General features: G+C 71.7%; 12 protein-coding genes and 1 pseudogene. 1 reads left to right on the top strand and 12 read right to left on the bottom strand.

Features of this window, described 5'->3' with window-relative positions:
* The 7 genes and pseudogenes from FNH08_RS24145 to FNH08_RS24115 all read right to left on the bottom strand — a co-directional run.
* A pseudogene (locus FNH08_RS24145) lies at positions 1-256 on the bottom strand (ABC transporter ATP-binding protein); the annotation flags it as partial.
* Positions 256-1,998, bottom strand: coding sequence for an ABC transporter ATP-binding protein (locus FNH08_RS24140; protein WP_152773638.1), 1,743 nt, complete (start codon positions 1,996-1,998; stop codon positions 256-258). The gene FNH08_RS24140 and the pseudogene FNH08_RS24145, both read right to left, overlap by 1 nt.
* Positions 1,999-2,184: 186 nt before the next feature.
* Positions 2,185-2,298, bottom strand: a complete 114-nt coding sequence (locus FNH08_RS24135; RefSeq protein ID WP_152773637.1) for a SapB/AmfS family lanthipeptide — start codon at positions 2,296-2,298, stop codon at positions 2,185-2,187.
* A gap of 58 nt (positions 2,299-2,356) precedes the next feature.
* Positions 2,357-5,026: a class III lanthionine synthetase LanKC gene (lanKC, locus tag FNH08_RS24130; protein WP_152773636.1), complete on the bottom strand. Its 2,670-nt coding sequence runs from the start codon at positions 5,024-5,026 to the stop codon at positions 2,357-2,359.
* A 183-nt stretch (positions 5,027-5,209) separates the two neighbouring features.
* On the bottom strand, positions 5,210-6,232 hold the full coding sequence (locus tag FNH08_RS24125; RefSeq protein WP_152773635.1) for a TolB family protein: 1,023 nt from the start codon (positions 6,230-6,232) through the stop codon (positions 5,210-5,212).
* On the bottom strand, positions 6,229-7,533 hold the full coding sequence (locus FNH08_RS24120) for an MFS transporter (RefSeq protein ID WP_322725237.1): 1,305 nt from the start codon (positions 7,531-7,533) through the stop codon (positions 6,229-6,231). The genes FNH08_RS24125 and FNH08_RS24120 overlap by 4 nt, the downstream gene beginning before the upstream one ends.
* A 5-nt stretch (positions 7,534-7,538) precedes the next feature.
* The gene (locus tag FNH08_RS24115; protein WP_152773633.1) at positions 7,539-8,432 is read right to left on the bottom strand and encodes an alkaline phosphatase family protein; all 894 of its coding nucleotides are present in this window, start codon (positions 8,430-8,432) and stop codon (positions 7,539-7,541) included.
* A gap of 332 nt (positions 8,433-8,764) precedes the next feature.
* On the opposite strand from FNH08_RS24115, the gene FNH08_RS24110 reads away from it, so the two are divergent.
* A complete protein-coding gene (locus tag FNH08_RS24110; RefSeq protein WP_322725236.1) occupies positions 8,765-10,021 on the top strand; it encodes an amidohydrolase in 1,257 nt (418 codons plus the stop codon).
* Between the two features lie 7 nt (positions 10,022-10,028).
* On the opposite strand, the gene FNH08_RS24105 is transcribed toward FNH08_RS24110, so the two are convergent.
* Genes FNH08_RS24105 through FNH08_RS24085 form a run of 5 tightly spaced genes read right to left on the bottom strand, consistent with a single transcriptional unit; the run spans position 10,029 to position 16,135 of the window.
* A complete protein-coding gene (locus tag FNH08_RS24105) occupies positions 10,029-10,955 on the bottom strand; it encodes an NADP-dependent oxidoreductase (protein ID WP_322725235.1) in 927 nt (308 codons plus the stop codon).
* 3 nt (positions 10,956-10,958) lie between these two features.
* Positions 10,959-11,831: an ATP-binding cassette domain-containing protein gene (locus tag FNH08_RS24100; protein ID WP_152773631.1), complete on the bottom strand. Its 873-nt coding sequence runs from the start codon at positions 11,829-11,831 to the stop codon at positions 10,959-10,961.
* Entirely contained in the window at positions 11,828-13,660 is a 1,833-nt protein-coding gene (locus tag FNH08_RS24095) for a dipeptide/oligopeptide/nickel ABC transporter permease/ATP-binding protein (protein WP_152773630.1), read from the bottom strand. Before FNH08_RS24095 ends, FNH08_RS24100 begins: the two co-directional genes overlap by 4 nt.
* Positions 13,657-14,598 carry an ABC transporter permease gene (locus FNH08_RS24090; protein ID WP_152773629.1) on the bottom strand — a complete coding sequence of 314 codons (942 nt, stop codon included), beginning with the start codon at positions 14,596-14,598 and terminating at the stop codon, positions 13,657-13,659. Before FNH08_RS24090 ends, FNH08_RS24095 begins: the two co-directional genes overlap by 4 nt.
* Before the next feature lie 31 nt (positions 14,599-14,629).
* Positions 14,630-16,135, bottom strand: coding sequence for an ABC transporter substrate-binding protein (locus FNH08_RS24085; RefSeq protein WP_152773628.1), 1,506 nt, complete (start codon positions 16,133-16,135; stop codon positions 14,630-14,632).
* Positions 16,136-16,197: the final 62 nt, after the last annotated feature.

Here is a 16,197-nt window from a genome sequence, read left to right as displayed (position 1 = left end):
GCCCGGCGACACCCCCGTACACCCGCCCCGTCCCGAACGCCCCGACGAGCACGGCGCCGGCTGCGGCCCCGAGCCATCCGAGGCCGACGTCCGTCCGGCCGGCCAGGAACCCGTCGTCGAGGGCGCGGGCCAGGGCGTACCCCAGGAGAAAGGTCTGCGCCGTCTCCAGCACCGACCACAGGACGAGGCGGACGACGACCCGCCACCGCTGCCGCAGGAACCGCAGCCCTCGTCGGTACACGCCGGTCCTCCGCATCAGCCCCCTCCACTGCCCGACCGTGCTCGGACACCACTGTCGGGGCGCGCCCCGAACACCTCCCGGTAGCCCGCCAGTTGCCGCAGCTCCGTGTGCGGCCCCACCGCCCGCACCTTCCCTTCGTCCAGCCACACCACCGTGTCCGCGCGGGACGCCGTCGAGGCACGGTGGGCGACGAGCAGACGGGTGCGGCCCTCGTCGGGGCGGAGGAGGGCTTCGGTGATGTGGTGCTCGGTGATCGTGTCGAGGCTGGAGAGGGCGTCGTCGAGGACGATGACACGGCTGTCGCGGGCGAACGCCCGGGCCAGGCCCAGCCGTTGGGCCTCCCCGCCCGACAGCGGGGCATCGGCGACGGGCGTGGCGTAACCGTCAGGGAGACGGCGGACGAAGGAGTCGGCGCGTGCGGCCAGGGCGGCCTCCCGGACGCGGGCCCGGGCCGGGCGGGGCACACCGAAGGCGATGGTGTCCTCGACGGACTCGCCGAGCAGCGCGGGGCGTTCGAAGGCATAGGCGATCGCGCCGCGCAGTTCGCCGCGGTCCAGTTCGCGCAGGGGGACGCCGTCGAGCCGTACCTCACCCTCGTCGGGGTCCGTCAACCGCCCGGCGACGGCCGCGAGCAGCGACTTGCCCGAGCCCGAGCGGCCGACCACGGCGAGTGTGGTCCCGGCCGGTACGACGAGGTCGACGCCGTCCAGTACCGTGCGCCCGCCACGTCGGGCGGTGACCCCCCGCAGCTCTAACCGGCCCTGGCCGGGCGGGAGACGACGTTCGCCGTAGGGGGTGGCGGGTTCGTCCAGGACCTCACCGAGACGCAGGGCCGCCGCCCTCGCACGCACCAGGCCGGACAACTGCCCGACCAGTACCCCGATGCCCGCGGCCAGTACGGCGTACCGGGACGCGGCGAGCAATTCGCCCACGGTCAGGTGCTGTCGGGTGAGGAGGAAGCCCGCCACGGCCAGCACTCCCACCTGCAGCAGCGGCGCCACGGCGACCGCCTGCGCGGCGGCGCGGCCCTGGACCCGCCACATGCGGTGCCCCTCGCGGGAGAGTTCGGGCAGCGGACGCAGAATGCGTGCCACCGTCCGGTCCGCCGTCCCGGCGGCGGCGATCGTACGATGACCGCCGATCGCCTCGGACAGAGCGCCCGCCATCCGCCCCTGTAGTTGCTGGTAGCGCGCCACACTCGCCGAGGAGTCCCGCGCGAGGACACGCAGCGACAGGGCGAGGACCGGCGCCCCGCCGAGGAACACCGCGGCCAGCCACGGGCTGATCAGCCCGAGTGCCACCACCGCGCCCACCGGGCCGACGAGCCCCGCGACCAGCGTGGCGAAGGTGGCGGGCGCCGTCCCGGCCTGTGCCGCGATGCCGACGATCCGCGCCACGAGATCCCCGGACCCGAACCGGACCACGGCGCGCGGCCCCACCGCCAGCACGTGGCCGGTCAGCCGCCCGCGCAGCCACGCCGTGGTCCGGGCGGTCGTGGTGCCGTCGAGCACGGTGTCGAACGCGTCCAGCACGGCGAGCAGCAGCACCAGAGCGGCACACCACAGCACCCAGCGCGTCGCGTCGGCGGCGCCCGACAGCAGCAGGTCGAGTGCCCGCCCGAGCACGGTCGGCAGCAGCAGGTTCGCTCCCGTGGAGGCCAGGGCGGTGAGCGCCAGGCCCGCACAGCGCGCGCCGCTGTGACGGGTGGCCGAGCGCAACAGCGCGGTGGAGCCATCCGACGGAACAAGTGTGGTCATGTCACCTCGCATCCCTCACGCACGCGCGAAGGACCCCGAGCGGCCCCTCCCGGCACAGGAGGAACCGCCCGGAGCCACAAGCCTCGACGCGACGAGACCGCTCAGAGACGGGAGCCGCTCAGAGACGGGAGCCGCTCAGAGACGGGAGCCGCTCAGAGACGGGAGCCGCTCAGAGACGGGAGCCGCTCAGAGACAGAGCGTGATGCTCGCGGCGCTGACGCAGGACAGCACGCTGAGGGAGCTGGGCGCCCCACCGGTCATCTCGTCGGCTTCCATCGTCTGCAGGTCGAGCAGTGCCATGGTGATTCCTTTCTCGATCCTCTGTAGGGACGGGGTGTTGCGTCACGACTCCGTCGGATCACGGAGCCGCGTCTGTGGGCCGCCGTTGCGGCGGCGGAAGGAACGGCAGCTGGGCCGCGCGTTCGTCGTCCTCGGCGAGCGTCGCGCCGAGGGCCAGGAGGCAACCGGCCGTTCCGGTGCCCAGGTCCATGGAGAGCCGCATCATGTGGTGCCCGGGGAAGGCCAGTTGGCCCTGGTACGGCATGGCGTACCAGCCGAGATCCGCGATCTGTTCGTCCAGCCGGGCCCGTGGCGCACCCGTGCGGTCGAGGTGCAGGATCATCCCGGCACGGCCCTGGAAGAGCCCGGACTGGGCGTAGAAGCGGTAGGTGGCGGCGGTGAGGATGCCGGAGCGAGCCTGCTCACAGGCCTGCTCGAAGGCATCGTTGCGGCCACGGTCCCGGAGCGCCAGATAGTCGTCGATCACCATCCCGACCCCTACACTGCCGTCGCCGAGGTAAGGCATCGTCCGCCACCCCTCGTTGACCGCCAGAGCGCCGTCCTCCTGCACGACACAGCTCTCCAGGTCCTGCCGCAGCGCCTCGGCCGCCGCGTCCAGCAGGGTGTGGTCGCCGGTCGCCTGGTACTGCCGCAGGAGGAACAGCGCGGGCCCGCTCGCTCCCCGGAGGAGTCCGGCGCGGCGGCGGGGCGGCTCGGACCGGGGCTCGGCCAGCCGCTCCACCAGCAGTCGCGCCGTCTCGGCGGCCCGCTCGCGCAGTTCGCTCTCGCCGGTCGTGCCCGCCAGGTGACCCAGGACGAGCCCGAGCCCGGCCAGCCCCCCGTGCAGGTCGGAGGAGAGCTTCTGCCACTTCTCGCCCAGGATCAGCTCGACCAGGTCCAGTGCCCGCTGCCGGTGCCCGAGCCGGTCGAGGACGTACGCGACGCCCGCGAGCCCGTCGTACAGGCCCAGCGGGGTCCCGAGCGGCACCGGGTCGGTGTGGTCGAGCAGCCAGCGCTCGCCCTCGTCGTACCGTTCGGCCCCGGTCTCGGCGAGCGCGTACAGGACACCCGCGGCGCCGTACGCGAGCCCCAGCCCGCCGCCGTCCGAGAACTGCGCGACATCGCCCGGGAACAGCCGGTCGTCCCGCTCGGGCGTCGCCGAGGCGAGGATCGCCTTGACCATGGAGTCACGGCTGTACGGCCAGTCGCCAGGCTCCGCGAGCGACGCGAACGACGACATCGCGGCAGAGCGCGGGAGCACGTCACGAGTGATCTCCGCGACCGCCCGGTCGAGGAACTCCCGTGGTACGTCCGGGAACTGCCCCGCGATGACCTCGGCCAGATGCGCCGCCTTCCCGCGGTCCACCCCGAACAGAGAGGTGACCGGCAGGAACAGCGCGAGCCGCAGACACGCCAGCGCGTACCGGTCGACGTCCACGCCCGTCCGGTCCGGCGGTGCGAGGAAGCCGGGGTGGGCGACGATCTGCCTGCCCTGCTCCTCGACCGGAGCCGCCGCCTCGAAGTCCAGCAGGAACACGGACTGTTCGTCCGGGGCGACCATGATGTTGAAGACATGCAGGTCGTTGAAGACGATCCCGCGGGCGTGCACCGCCTCGACCGCCTCCTCCACGGCCCGGTGCACGCGCAGCGCCCACGCCGTGTACGAGGCGACCGCGCCCGGCTCGGGATCGGGTGCGAGCAGGGGGTGCCGCTCGGCGAAGAACGAGTTCAGCGGGCGGCCCTCGACGAAGTCCATGACGAGGAAACGGTGGTCGCCGAGCATGAACCAGTCCCGCACCTCGGGTACGACCCCCAGGCCCGCGAGGCGCTCCAGGGCGTCCTTCTCGCGCTCCAGCCGGGCCATGGCGTCGGCCCCGTCCGCGGCGAGCCCCGCGTGCGGACGCCCTTCCTTGAGGACGACCTTGCGGCCCGTGCGGGTGTCGGTGCCCTGGTACACCCCGCCGCCGTTGGAGAAGTGCAGCGCCTTCTCGATGCGGTACGGCAGGTCGCCGACCGTCGTCGTGTTCCGCGCCGCGAGCTGCGGCTGAAGGAACTCGGGTAACGTCACCCACTCGGGGACCTGGAAGGCCGGCTGCCGCCGGTCCGGCACCAGCGTGCCCTCGCCGTCGCGGACCGCCGGGACGAGCGTGCCGCGCTCGTCGACGACGAAGGAGCGTGCGAAGGCGCCGTACCGGACGTACAGCGGCCCGTCGTTCCAGCGGAGGTCGGTGAGGATGTACGGCCCCTCCAGGCCGGCCAGTTGTTCGCCCAGCTCGCGCAGGATCAGGTGTAACTGCTCCTCGTCGGTCGGATAGATCGTCACGAACTTGCCGCTGGTGTCGCGCCCCGCGTACTTGGCGTTGCGCAGGTGCAGCAGATGCGGGCCCGGCACGAACTTGAACGGGATCAGCCGGGGCACGCAGTAGTCCCACACGGCCGCCGCGATCCGCTCGGCGTTGTCACGGGTGGCCGAACAGTGGATCTTCCAGCCCTGCGTCGGCCCGGGGCGCGGCCGGCCGCCCTCGTCGAGGGGGGTCAGTGTGAGCCAGTCGCCGATCCGGGCCGCGCGCCAGCCGTCGGGTGCCGGGCGTCGGGCCGTCTCGTACAGGGGAGCGGTACCGCCCTGTGCCGTACCGCCCTGTGCCGTACCGCCTTGCGCCGGCGAGCCGCCCGTACCGGCCGACAGCCGGTCCGGCGTCTCGTAGAAGTGCCTGTCGGCGAGCGCGTACACCTCGTACCGCTTGTCCATCCCCGAACCCCCCTCGGCCGTGTGACCTTGAGCCTTCCAGCCGCCCGGGGGGACCGGACAGTCCCGCCTGTCACCAGAAAACCGTCGCGCCTGTCACGCGATCACCGTGCGGTACGCATGCGTCAAGACGTGTTCGGGCACGTTCGACTCGCATGACCCCGCACTGGACACGACAGGCGCCTGTCAGTCCAGGACGGCGGGGGCGACCGCGGAGGTGAGGAGCCGGCGGGCCGTGCCGCTGCCGTCGGCGGGGACGGTCCACAGGTCCGAGCCGTAGTCGCCGGGGAGGGCGTAGACGAGGGTGGAGTCGTCGGTCCACAGCGCCTGGTCGTCGATGTTGCGCTGCTCGGCGGTGGCGGTCTCCTTCATGGTGCGCAGGTCGAGGACGTACAGCCGCCAGGGGGCGTCGGGTGAGGCTCCCTTGACGCGCTTCTTGTAGGCGACGCGGGTGCCGTCGGGTGAGAGCGAGGGGCACTCGACGTTGCCGTGCAGCGTGGTGAGGGTGCGTGCGCCGACGTCACCGCGGACGAGGTAGGTACGGCCGCCGGTCGCCAGCGTGGCGTAGAAGCGGGAGTCGTCGGCGAACGTGACACCCCAGATGTTGATGTCCGCGGCGCGGTAGGGCCGGCCGTCCTTGACGATGTGGAAGGTCTCCAGGTTGTCGTCGATCGCCCAGGTGCGGGTGTCGACGATGGCGGTGCGCGTGGAGAAGTCGGTGCCGGCGTAGGAGTCGCCGCTGACGAAGACCGTCCAGGCGACGAGGTGCCCCGAGGGCGAGACCCGGGCCCGGGTGGGGATGCCGGCTGCCGGGAACCGGTGCAACACGCGCAGGTGCGCGTCGAGTACCACCGCTCGGTAGCTGTCCTCCAGCGCGCCGTGCACCGCCTGAAGGCAGATGCCCGTACCGGCTGCCGCGTGGAAGCGCAGGCACTTGACGCCCGATGTGGTGCGCGGTCCCTCAGGACGGTCGGCGGGGACGGTGGCGATCTCGTCGCGGTGCGGGCCCCAGGCCAGGTTCCGGAACAGCAACCGGCGGCCGGGCGCCGACCGGAGCGAGACCGTACCGGCCCGGACGGTCGGGCCGTCCGCCTGCTGCCGGTCACGCATGTCCGACCGGTGGGCTGCGTGCAGTACCGCGCCCGCGCCGACGGTCCCGAGCAGCAGGACGGCGGCCAGCAGGATCAGCATGCGGGTGGTTCTGGTCATGCGGGTACCTCATCGGTGGTGCGGAGGACGAACGAGGCCACGACCGCGCTGACGGCCAGGGCGGTGGCGGTGACGGCGAGCGCGGTCCGGCCGCCCCACAGGCTCCAGGCCGCGCCGAAGGCCAGCGAGCACACGAACCGGGCCAGCGCCTGGCCCGTGCCCACCAGCGCCTGCCCGGCGCCCTGGTGGCGCGCCGGGACGGCACCCGCGGTGGCCGCCGCGAGGACTCCGTCGGTGGCCGCGTAGAAGGTGCCGTGCAGCACGAGGACGGCGACCACGGCGGGGACACCGTGCCAGGGGGAGAGCACCAGGCCGTAGCCGAGCAGCAGGACCCCGTGGCCGGCCAGGAAGAGCCGACGACGGCTGATCCGGTCGGCGAGCGCACCGAGAGGGACGGCGAGCAGCAGGAAGACAGCGGCGGTGCCCAGCGGCAGCAGCGGGAACAGATGTGCGGGCAGGGCCCCTTCGCGCTGGAGCAGCAGATACAGGAAGGAGTCGCTGACGGTGGTCAGGCCGAGCAGGGTCGCACACACGGTGAGCCGGCGCAGCTCGGGACGGCGCAGCAGCCCGAGCGCGTCACGCAGCGCCGGACGGTCCTGCCCGTACGGTGCTTCCTGCCCGTACGGCGCTTCCGGCCCCGGCAGCGGTACGGCAACGGCGGGGGCGACGCGGCGGGGTACGAAGAGCACCAGCACCAGGACCCCGAGCGCGGCGACACAGCCGCTGACCGCGAAGACCGCGTCATAGCCGTCGACGGTGGCGCGCAGCACGGCGAAGGCGACGAGCGGGCCGAGCAGCGCGCCGGTGGTGTCCATGGCGCGGTGCACCCCGAACGCCCGTCCCCGTGTCGCGGGTTCGGTGGCCAGCGAGATCATCGCGTCCCGGGGGGCGGTGCGCAGCCCCTTGCCGGTGCGATCGGCCGCGAGCACGGCACTGATCACGGGAAGGCTGTGGGCGAGAAGCAACAGCGGCTTGCACACCGCCGACAGGCCGTAGCCGAAGCCCGCCACGACCTTGTGCCGTTGGCCTCCGAGGTCGGCGAGGTGGCCGCCGGCCAGCCGTACCAGGGCCCCGACGCCGTTGTTGATGCCGTCCAGGAGCCCGAATCCGAGTGGCGAAAGGCCGAGGACCGTGACCACGTAGAGGGGCAGGACGGCCGTGACCATCTCCGAGGAGATGTCCGTGATCAGGCTGACCGCACCCAGGGCCAGTACCGTGCCGGGCACGGCGGCCGGCCGCCGCCCCGGACGGGAGTCCGGGACGACGGCGGCCTTGGTGCCACGGGAATCCGCGAGATACACAGGCGTCAGTTCCAGATACCGGTGATGTCGGATGCCGACGCGGCGTTGCCCGCGTGTGCGCTCAGACCGGCCAGGTCCTCCACGGTGCGCAGCACGTTGTAGTGGTTGTACGTGGTGGAGCTGGAGCTGCCGGGGGTGACGTGCTGCCCGTAGAAGACCGTGGGGATGCGGTTGCCGGACAGCTTGTTGTCCTCGTCGAAGGTCACGGCGAGGACGCTGTTGTGGGTCTTGGCCCAGGTGGCGTAGGCGCCGAGCTTGTTCTTGATCCAGGTGTCGCCCGTGGAGACCGAGCAGTCGTGCATGTCACTGCACAGGTTCGGGGTGACGAAGGAGACCTTCGGCAGGGTCGTGTAGTCGGTCGGGAACTGCGCGAAGGTCTTGGCGGTGCTGGTCGGCACGTTGGAGAAGCCGAACCACGGGTTGTGCTTCTGCGCGTAGTCGCCGCTGCTGCAGGTCGTCGAGCCCTGGCTGGGCAGCGACTCGTTGTAGCTCGCCCAGGTCTTCCCGGCGGCGATCAGCTCGGAGGCGAGGTTCGGGGCGGAGATGGACCCGACGCCGACGCAACTGTCGTCGGTGCGGCCCTGGTTGGAGCCCGAGAACAGCATGTAGTAGTTCGGCTCACTGGGGTGGGTGAGGCCGTAGGACTGGGTGAGGCTGGCGCCACCCGCCTTGAGGGTGTTGTTGATGTACGGGGCGCTGGAGCTGCCGATCACCTGGGAGTAGGCGTGGTTCTCCATCACGACGACCACCACGTGGTCGGGGGTCGGGAGAGCGGCGGCGTGAGCGGTGGAGCCGGTGACGGCCCACAGGCCGATCGACGCGGCGGTGAGGGACACCGCCCCGGCCAACGCGGCGAGGGGACGGCGTCTGTTGCGCTGGGGAGCCTTGACGGCGGTCATAACTGTCCTCCGGACAGAACTGACGGGCGTACGGGGGGTGGGAGCGCCGTAACCCTAGGTGCGCGCGGGAGTACCCGGCCGCGCGTCGTCGGCGAAGATCAGACGAACGATGGGCCCCGCCGGGCAAAGCCGACGTCAAGCGGTCCCCATCCCGGTAAAGCCCACGTCAAGCGGGTGTCCACCCCTGGGCAGTGTCCTGCTGGGGACGGGACCGGCTCAGGCACGGGTCTGTTCACCGGACCCCGGACATGGTCCATGGTGGGATCACGCCGAAGAATCGCCCCGGAACCATGAACGACGAACGACAAACCAGGCACGAGGAGAGGCGGCACGTGGACCCCGAGCAGCTGACGACGTTTCGCAGGGAACTGCACCGCAACCCCGAGCCCGCCTTCCTGGAGATCGGCACGGCGGCCCGCATCGAGAAGGCCATCGAGCGACTCCCGGTCTCCGTCATCACGGGGAAGGCCGCGCACCACCTCGAGCGTGTGGTGGGCCTGCCCTCCCCGGCGGAGCGGGACGCGTGGGAGGCCCGCGCGGTCGAGTCCGGTGTCCCGAGCGACCGTGCTCGGTACTTCCGGGAGAACGGCACGGCGCTCGTCGTGGACCTCGTGGGCGACCGGCCGGGCCCACGCTGGGGTCTCAGGGTGGACATCGACGCGTTGCCGATCCTGGAGTCCTCCGACCCGTCCCACGTCCCCGCCGCACACGGCTTCGCCTCGACGAACGGCGCGATGCACGCGTGCGGCCACGACGCGCACGCCACCATCGGCGTCGGCCTGCTCCACCGTCTGGCCGACCGCGCCTTCCCGGGCTCGCTGCGCATCCTCTTCCAGCCGGCGGAGGAAGGGGTCAGGGGAGCCCAGACCATGATCGACGCCGGAGCCGCGGACGAGATCGACACCATGCTCGCCGTGCACATGGCGGGCGAGATGAGGATCGGCGAGGTCGTGGGCAGCTTCACCGGAGGCCTGGCGACCCGCAAGCTGAAGGTGGACTTCGCGGGTAAGGCCTCCCACGCGGCAGGCGCGCCGGAGTCCGGACGCAACGCTCTGATCGCGGCGGCGATGTCCGCACTGGCCATCATGGCCATCCCGCGCTACGGCTCCGTCGACACCCGCCTCAACGTCGGCACCCTCGTGGCCGGGGAGGCCACGAACATCGTGCCGTCCTCGGCGGCGATGACGTGCGAGGCCCGGGCGACCGACGACGACGTCGTCGACGAACTGGTCGACCGGATCCGTTCGATCGTGCGGGGCGCGGCACTTACCCAGGACGTCACCGTCGACCTGGCCGTCATGGGGCAGTCCGCCACGGTGGCCCCCGACGACGACCTGGTCGACCGCATCGTGGCCGCCGCGGCCGCTCACCCGGACGTCGACGAGGTGCACCGGACCCGGGCGTTCGCCGGCAGCGACGACGCGAACCTCCTCATCCGGCATGTGCAGCAGCGCGGCGGCAAGGGCGCGTACCTGATGGTCGGAGCCGGGAGCCCGGGGCCCCACCACAGCGACACCTTCGATGTCGGCGAGGAGTCCATTCCGGTCGGGATCGACATCCTTGAATCACTGATACGTGGTGATCACTGATACGCGGTCATGAGCGCATGTCCATCACCACCTTGCCCCAGGCGTGACCGGCCTCCACCTCGCGCAGTGCCGCTCCCGCCTCCACGAAGGGGAGGATCCGGCGGACCTGGGGGTTTAGACGGCCCTCCGTGACACGGCGGGCCAGTTCGCCGAGCCCTTCCCTGAAGTCCCGGCGGGAGAGGGGCCGCGCCCCGAACCGGGCAGCCGTCTCGGGACCGGCGACCGTGAGCACCCGGGCACCCGGCCGGATCAGCGTCCCGACCTCGTGCAGCGCCGAGCCGCCCACGAGGTCGAGGACCGCGTCCGTCCCGTCCGGGAGGACCGACGCCAGCCGGGCACCGAAGCCGTCGCCGTCGTAGGCGACCGCTGTCGCGCCCAGTGACCCGACCCACTCCCGTTTGGCCGGGGCGGCGGTGCCGACCACGCGGACCCCGGCCTCCCGCGCGATCTGAGCCGCCGCCACCCCGACACCGCCACCGACGCCCAGGACCAGCAGCGTCTCACCCGCAGCCAGGCCGAGTCGGCCCACGGCGTCGTACGCGGTCCCGGCCGCCACGGGCAGTGCCGCGGCGTCGGTGAAGGAGAGCCCGGCGGGTTTCACCACCGTACGGCTCGCCGTCAGGAGCGCGAACCGCGCGTAGCCGCCGCACCCCCGGGCGCTGCTGCCGAAGACCGGATCGCCGACGGCGAACTCGTCCACCCCCTCGCCGAGTCGCTCGACCACCCCCGACACCTCCCGCCCCAGGACGGCCGGCAGATCGAGGGGCAGAAAGGACCGGTGCATGCCCTCCCGGACCTTCCAGTCCACCGGGTTGACGCCCGCCGCGTACACGTCGACGAGGAGTTCGCCCGGCCCGGGGACCGGCTTGGGCAGATCGAGGAAGCGTTGGGTCTCCGGACCCCCATACGCGATGAATCCGTACGCCGCGGGCACCGTTCAGCCGCCCTGCGCGGTCGCGAGGCTCCGGCGCTGCTCACGGCGTTCCCGCTGCCGGTCCGGATCGGGCACGGGGGCAGCCAGCATCAGCCGCCGCGTGTAGGGGTTCTGCGGCTGTGCCGTCACCGTGGCCGCGCCACCGGACTCCACGATCTCGCCGCGGTACATCACCGCCACCCGGTGGCTGACACAGCGGACCACCGACAGGTCATGGGTGATGAACAGATATGCGACACCGGTGCGCTCCTGGATCTCGACGAACAGGTCCAGCACCCGGGACTGGGTGGACAGGTCCAGGGCGCTGACCGGTTCGTCACAGACGATCAGTCGGGGATCCCGGCACAACGCGCGGGCGATCGCGACGCGTTGCCGCTGGCCGCCCGAGAACTCGCGCGGCAGCCGGTGGGCCGCGTCGGCCGGCAGCCGGACGTCGTCCAGCAGCGAGCGGACGCGGGCGTCGGCGTCCGCGCGGCTCGTGCCCGAGACCAGCAGCGGCTCACTGAGGATGTCGCCCACGGTCATCGCGGGATTGAGCGACGTGTACGGGTCCTGGAACACCACCTGGATCTCGTCGCTGAGCGCGCGCCGCTCCCGTCCGCCGAGGGCCGAGATCACCCGGCCCGCATAGCGGATCTCGCCCTCGGTCACCGGCGCCAGACCGAGCACCGCGCGGCCGAGGGTGGTCTTGCCCGACCCCGACTCGCCGACGAGCCCGACCGTCTCGCCCGCCCTGATGTCCAGCGAGACCCCGCGCAGCGCCCGGAACGGCGGCCTGCGCCATCCCTTGGCGGCGTACTCCACGACCAGGCCGTCGACTTCCAGGAGGTTCGGGGGCGACGTGGGCGCGGGTGCGGTACTCGATACGGCGGTCATACCTTCTCCTGCACGGGTGCGGCGGTCGGCGGGATGTCCGGCAGCGGCGTACGCGGCGGGGCGTCCTCCAGCGTGGATGCCAGGAGCATCCGGGTGTACGGGTGCTGCGGATCGGTGAACAGCCGTCGGACCGGGGCCGATTCGACGACCCGTCCGGTCTGCATCACCAGGACGCGGTCGCAGATGTCGGCGACCACACCGAAGTTGTGCGTGACCAGCACCAGGCCCATCTGCCGCTCCTGCTGCAACTCGCGGAGCAGGTCGAGCACTTCGGCCTGCACGGTGACGTCCAGCGCGGTGGTCGGCTCGTCCGCGATCAGCAGGTCGGGGTCGCACGAGACCGCTCCGGCGATCAGTACGCGCTGTGCCATACCACCCGAGATCTGATGCGGGTAGGAGTCGTGGACCCGCTCCGGCTCGGCGATGCCGACGCGCTCCAGCAGGGCCAGGGCACGCTCCCGCGCCTCCTTCGCGGAGATCCCCAGGTGCAGGCGCACGGGGTCGGCGAGCTGGGTGCCGATCCGGAACGACGGGTCCAGGTTCGACATCGGTTCCTGGGGGACGTACGCGATCCGCCTCCCCCGCAGGGAGTTCAGGGACCTGCGGTCGAGTCGGCGCAGGTCCCGGCCGTCGAAGGAGATCCGGTCGGCCTCGCACCGAGCCTCCGGCGGCAACAGCCCCAGCACGGAGAACGCCGTCTGGCTCTTGCCCGAACCGGACTCGCCGACCAGCCCCACGACTTCGCCGCGCCGCACGCTCAGGGACACGCCGTCGACGACGGTGGACTCGCCTCCGGGGCTCGGGTAGGTCACTTTCAGGTTCCGCACGGTCAGGAGGGCGTCGCCGTCGTCGGCACCGGTGTCGGCAGCCGGGTCGGTGGACGCGCGTGCCGCCTTCCGTGCCTTCGGCGCCTTCTCCCGCCGCGCCCGCGCCCCCGGCACCGCGTACCCGCTCTCCAGCAGCGCGTCCCGCAGGGCGTTGGCGAGCAGGCCGAGCGCGGCGACGGAGACGACGATGGCGAGCCCCGGCGCCACCAGGAGGCCGGGCGCGGTGTAGAGGTTGGCGAAGGCGTCGTTGAGCATCGCACCCCAGGTGGCCTGGCCCGCCGAGCCCAGACCGAGGAACTCGATGCCTGCCTGGATGACGACGGCGACCCCGAACATCTGTGCCGACTGGATGATAGTGGGCGCCTGCACCACCGGCAGGATGTGCCGGCGCACGATGCGCGCGTCGCCGAGGCCGGAGACCCGGGCCGCGTCGACGTAGAGCTCCTCGCGCACCGACGTGACCGAGGCGCGGACGAGCCGGAACACGCCGGGGGCGAGGATGACGCCGAGGACCGCCATGGCCGCGTTGGTGTTGGGGCCGATCGCCGCGATCGCCACCAGCAGCACCATGATCGCGGGTGCGGCCATGACGAGACTGGCCACCCAGCTGGCGACGGCGTCCAGCCGACCGCGGTAGTAGCCGGCGAGCAGCCCGGACGGAACGCCGATCAGCAGGGCGACGGCCACCGCGATGGCCCCGCCGAGCAGACTGACACGCCCGCCGTACAGGAGCCGCGCGAGGATGTCACGGCCCACGCTGTCGGCACCGAGCGGGTGGCTGCCGCCCATCGGGGCGAACGCGTCGTTCAGGGACGACCGGGTGGGGCTCGCGGACGTGAGCAGCGGGGCGCAGACGCTCGCCAGGACGACGAGGGCCAGGACCGCCAGACACACCACCGCCATGGGGTTGCGCAGCAACCGGCGCGGGAGGCTGCTGCGGCGGGGGAGCGGAGCGGCACCTCCGGGCGCGGCGGGGCCGGGATTCGTCTCAGGAACAGTCATCGCACCCGCACCTTCGGGTTGAGCCAGCCGTAGGCGACGTCCACCAGGAGGTTGACCACCACGACGATGAACACGAGATAGACCGCGACGCCCATGACAAGGGGGGTGTCGCCGTTGACCGTCGCCTCGGCCGCCGTGGAACCGACCCCGGGCAGCCCGAAGACCTTCTCGGTGACGACCGCGCCGCCCACCAGGCCGATGAACTGCAGCGACAGGACCGTCAGAGCGGGCGGCGCCGCGTTGCGCAGCACATGCCGGAACAGCACCCTCCGCTCGCTCAGCCCCCGGCTGCGCAGCGTCCGGACGAAGTCCTGGCGCAGGACGTCGATCACCGAGCCGCGGATCTGCTGAGCCGTCGCCGCGATCGCGCCGACGGACAGCGAGATCGCGGGCAGGGTGATCGACTGCAGCCACCCCGAGGCCGATGTCGTGAACGGCACGTACCCGGTGGCGGGAAGCCAGCCCAGCTGGACGGCGACCGTGGCCGAGAGCAGCAGCGCCATCAGGAAGCTGGGCACCGCGTACCCGACGATCGCGGTCAGCTGGAGCAGCCGGTCGAGGGAGCCGCGCCGGACGGCGGCGGCGACGCCGAGCGCGACGCTGAGGACGGTGGCCAGGAGGAGACCGGCGACCACGATCGACAGGGACACCGGCGCCTTCACGAGCAGGGTGTCGGTGACCGGTTCACCCGTGAACCAGGACGTGCCGAAGTCGCCGCGCACGGCATGGCTCAGCCAGTCCCCGTACTGCGTCAGCCAGGGCCGGTCCAGGCCCAGTTCACGGGTCTTGGCCGTCACCTGCTCCTGCGTGGCCATGGTGCCGATGACGTTGCGCGCGGCATCGGTCCCGGTCAGGCTCATCATCGCGAACGCCGCCGTCGCGAGGACGTACAGGAGCACCAGGCCGGCCAGGACGCGGCGTACGAGAAATGTCACCATCGGGATGTCCCTTCTCTCATCCGTCGCGACGTCAGGACGCCGGGGCCATCTGGTAGATCGGTACGGCCGACACATAGTCCCGGGACGTCACCTTGATCTTCTTGGAGTTGCCCTGCACGGCGTCCAGGACGTCCCAGGGGGCGTTGAACGCGTTGGCCTGCAGATAGGCGTTGATCTCGCGGTACACCTCGGTCTGCGCCTCACCCGTCGCCTTCTGGGCCCTGGCGATCAGCGCGTTGAGCTTCGGGTCGAAGTCCTTGGCGGGGTTCCAGGCGGCGTCCTTGGCGAGCTCGGTCTGGATGAAGTCCCAGGGCTGGCCGGACTGGAGCTTGAACCACGACATCGCGTACTTCCCGGACTGCAGGGCGGTGAACAGCTCGGTGCGCGGGATCTTGTCGACCCTGACCTTGATGCCGATGTCCTGCAACGACTGCGTCATGACGGCCTGCTGGTTGGGCCCCACCGACGAGACGTCGGGCATGGTGACCGTGAAGCCGTTGGGATAGCCCGCCTCGGCGAGCAGTTTCCTTGCCTTGGCCGGGTCGTACGGGTAGTTCTTCGCCAGCGACTCGTCGTACCAGCTGCTGCCCGGGGTGGCCATCTGCGAGGTGGCGGTGGCGTAGCCGAGGTTGACCTTCTTGACGATCGACTCGCGGTCGAAGGCGTAGTTCAGCGCCTGGCGCACCTTCACCTTGGCGAGGGCCGGGACGATCTTCCCGGCGCGGTCCCAGATGTAGAGGCCTTCGACGCTGTCCGGGTGCGCGTTCACCTCGAGTCCCCGGCCCTTGACCTGACTCGCGGTCTGGGGAGTGATGCGTGCCCAGTCGACCTGCCCCGCCAGCAGGGCGTTGAGCCGCGCGGTCGGGTCGCTGATGTTCTTGATGACGATCTTGTTGAACGGGTAGGCCTTCTTGTTCCAGTAGTCGGCGTTGCGGGTGAAGGTGTAGGTGCTGCCGTTGGTCGTCGCGGCCTTGTCCAGCTCGTACGGTCCCGAGCCGACCGGTCCGCCCTTCGCGTCCAGGTTCTTCGGACTGGCGATCATCCCCGCGGGGTCGCCGAGCGTGCCCACGAGCTCGGGGTTCGGGGCGGACAGGTGGATGGCCACCGTGGAGGAGTCCACGGCGTCGACCGAACTGATCGCCTTCAGCTTGCCCGCCGCCTCGTTCGAACCCTCCTTGTTGTGCAGGAGGCTCGCCTTCACCGCGGCCGCGTCGAGGGGCGTGCCGTCGGTGAACTTCACGCCGCTCCTGAGCTTCATCGTCAGCACGGTGCGGGTCTTGTCGTACGACCACGAGGTCGCCAGGTTGGGCGTCGGCTTGGCCTTCGCGTCCAGGCGGACCAAGGAGTCGTACACGGGCTCGTAGTACTGGATGTTGTCGCCCAGGCCGGCTGCCGCCAGGTCCCAGCCGGTGTGTGGATTGCCGATGGCGATGGTGAGTGTCCGGCTTCCGGCCGCGGCGGGGGAACTGCCGGAGCCGCTGCACGCGGTGACCGGGACGAGGAGCAGGACGGCCCCTGCCAGTGCGATTCTGCGCATGTCGTACCTCTTTGGGGTGGGCCTCTTCATGGTGGGCCTCGGGGGCGTGGGTGTCTGTGGGG

The sequence above is a fragment of the Streptomyces spongiae genome (assembly GCF_009377185.1).
In the GTDB taxonomy this organism is placed as follows: Bacteria; Actinomycetota; Actinomycetes; order Streptomycetales; family Streptomycetaceae; genus Streptomyces; species Streptomyces spongiae.
This window is presented reverse-complemented; position numbering and strand designations above follow the sequence as displayed.

Excerpts from the sequence above, each read along its gene's own strand:
- FNH08_RS24100 (WP_152773631.1), bottom strand. The coding sequence starts at position 11,831 with ATGACCGCCGTATCGAGTACCGCACCCGCGCCCACGTCGCCCCCGAAC.
- FNH08_RS24140 (WP_152773638.1), bottom strand. The coding sequence starts at position 1,998 with ATGACCACACTTGTTCCGTCGGATGGCTCCACCGCGCTGTTGCGCTCG.
- FNH08_RS24090 (WP_152773629.1), bottom strand. The coding sequence starts at position 14,598 with ATGGTGACATTTCTCGTACGCCGCGTCCTGGCCGGCCTGGTGCTCCTG.
- FNH08_RS24085 (WP_152773628.1), bottom strand. The coding sequence starts at position 16,135 with ATGCGCAGAATCGCACTGGCAGGGGCCGTCCTGCTCCTCGTCCCGGTC.
- FNH08_RS24115 (WP_152773633.1), bottom strand. The coding sequence starts at position 8,432 with ATGACCGCCGTCAAGGCTCCCCAGCGCAACAGACGCCGTCCCCTCGCC.
- lanKC (WP_152773636.1), bottom strand. The coding sequence starts at position 5,026 with ATGGACAAGCGGTACGAGGTGTACGCGCTCGCCGACAGGCACTTCTAC.
- FNH08_RS24095 (WP_152773630.1), bottom strand. The coding sequence starts at position 13,660 with ATGACTGTTCCTGAGACGAATCCCGGCCCCGCCGCGCCCGGAGGTGCC.
- FNH08_RS24125 (WP_152773635.1), bottom strand. The coding sequence starts at position 6,232 with ATGACCAGAACCACCCGCATGCTGATCCTGCTGGCCGCCGTCCTGCTG.
- FNH08_RS24135 (WP_152773637.1), bottom strand. The coding sequence starts at position 2,298 with ATGGCACTGCTCGACCTGCAGACGATGGAAGCCGACGAGATGACCGGT.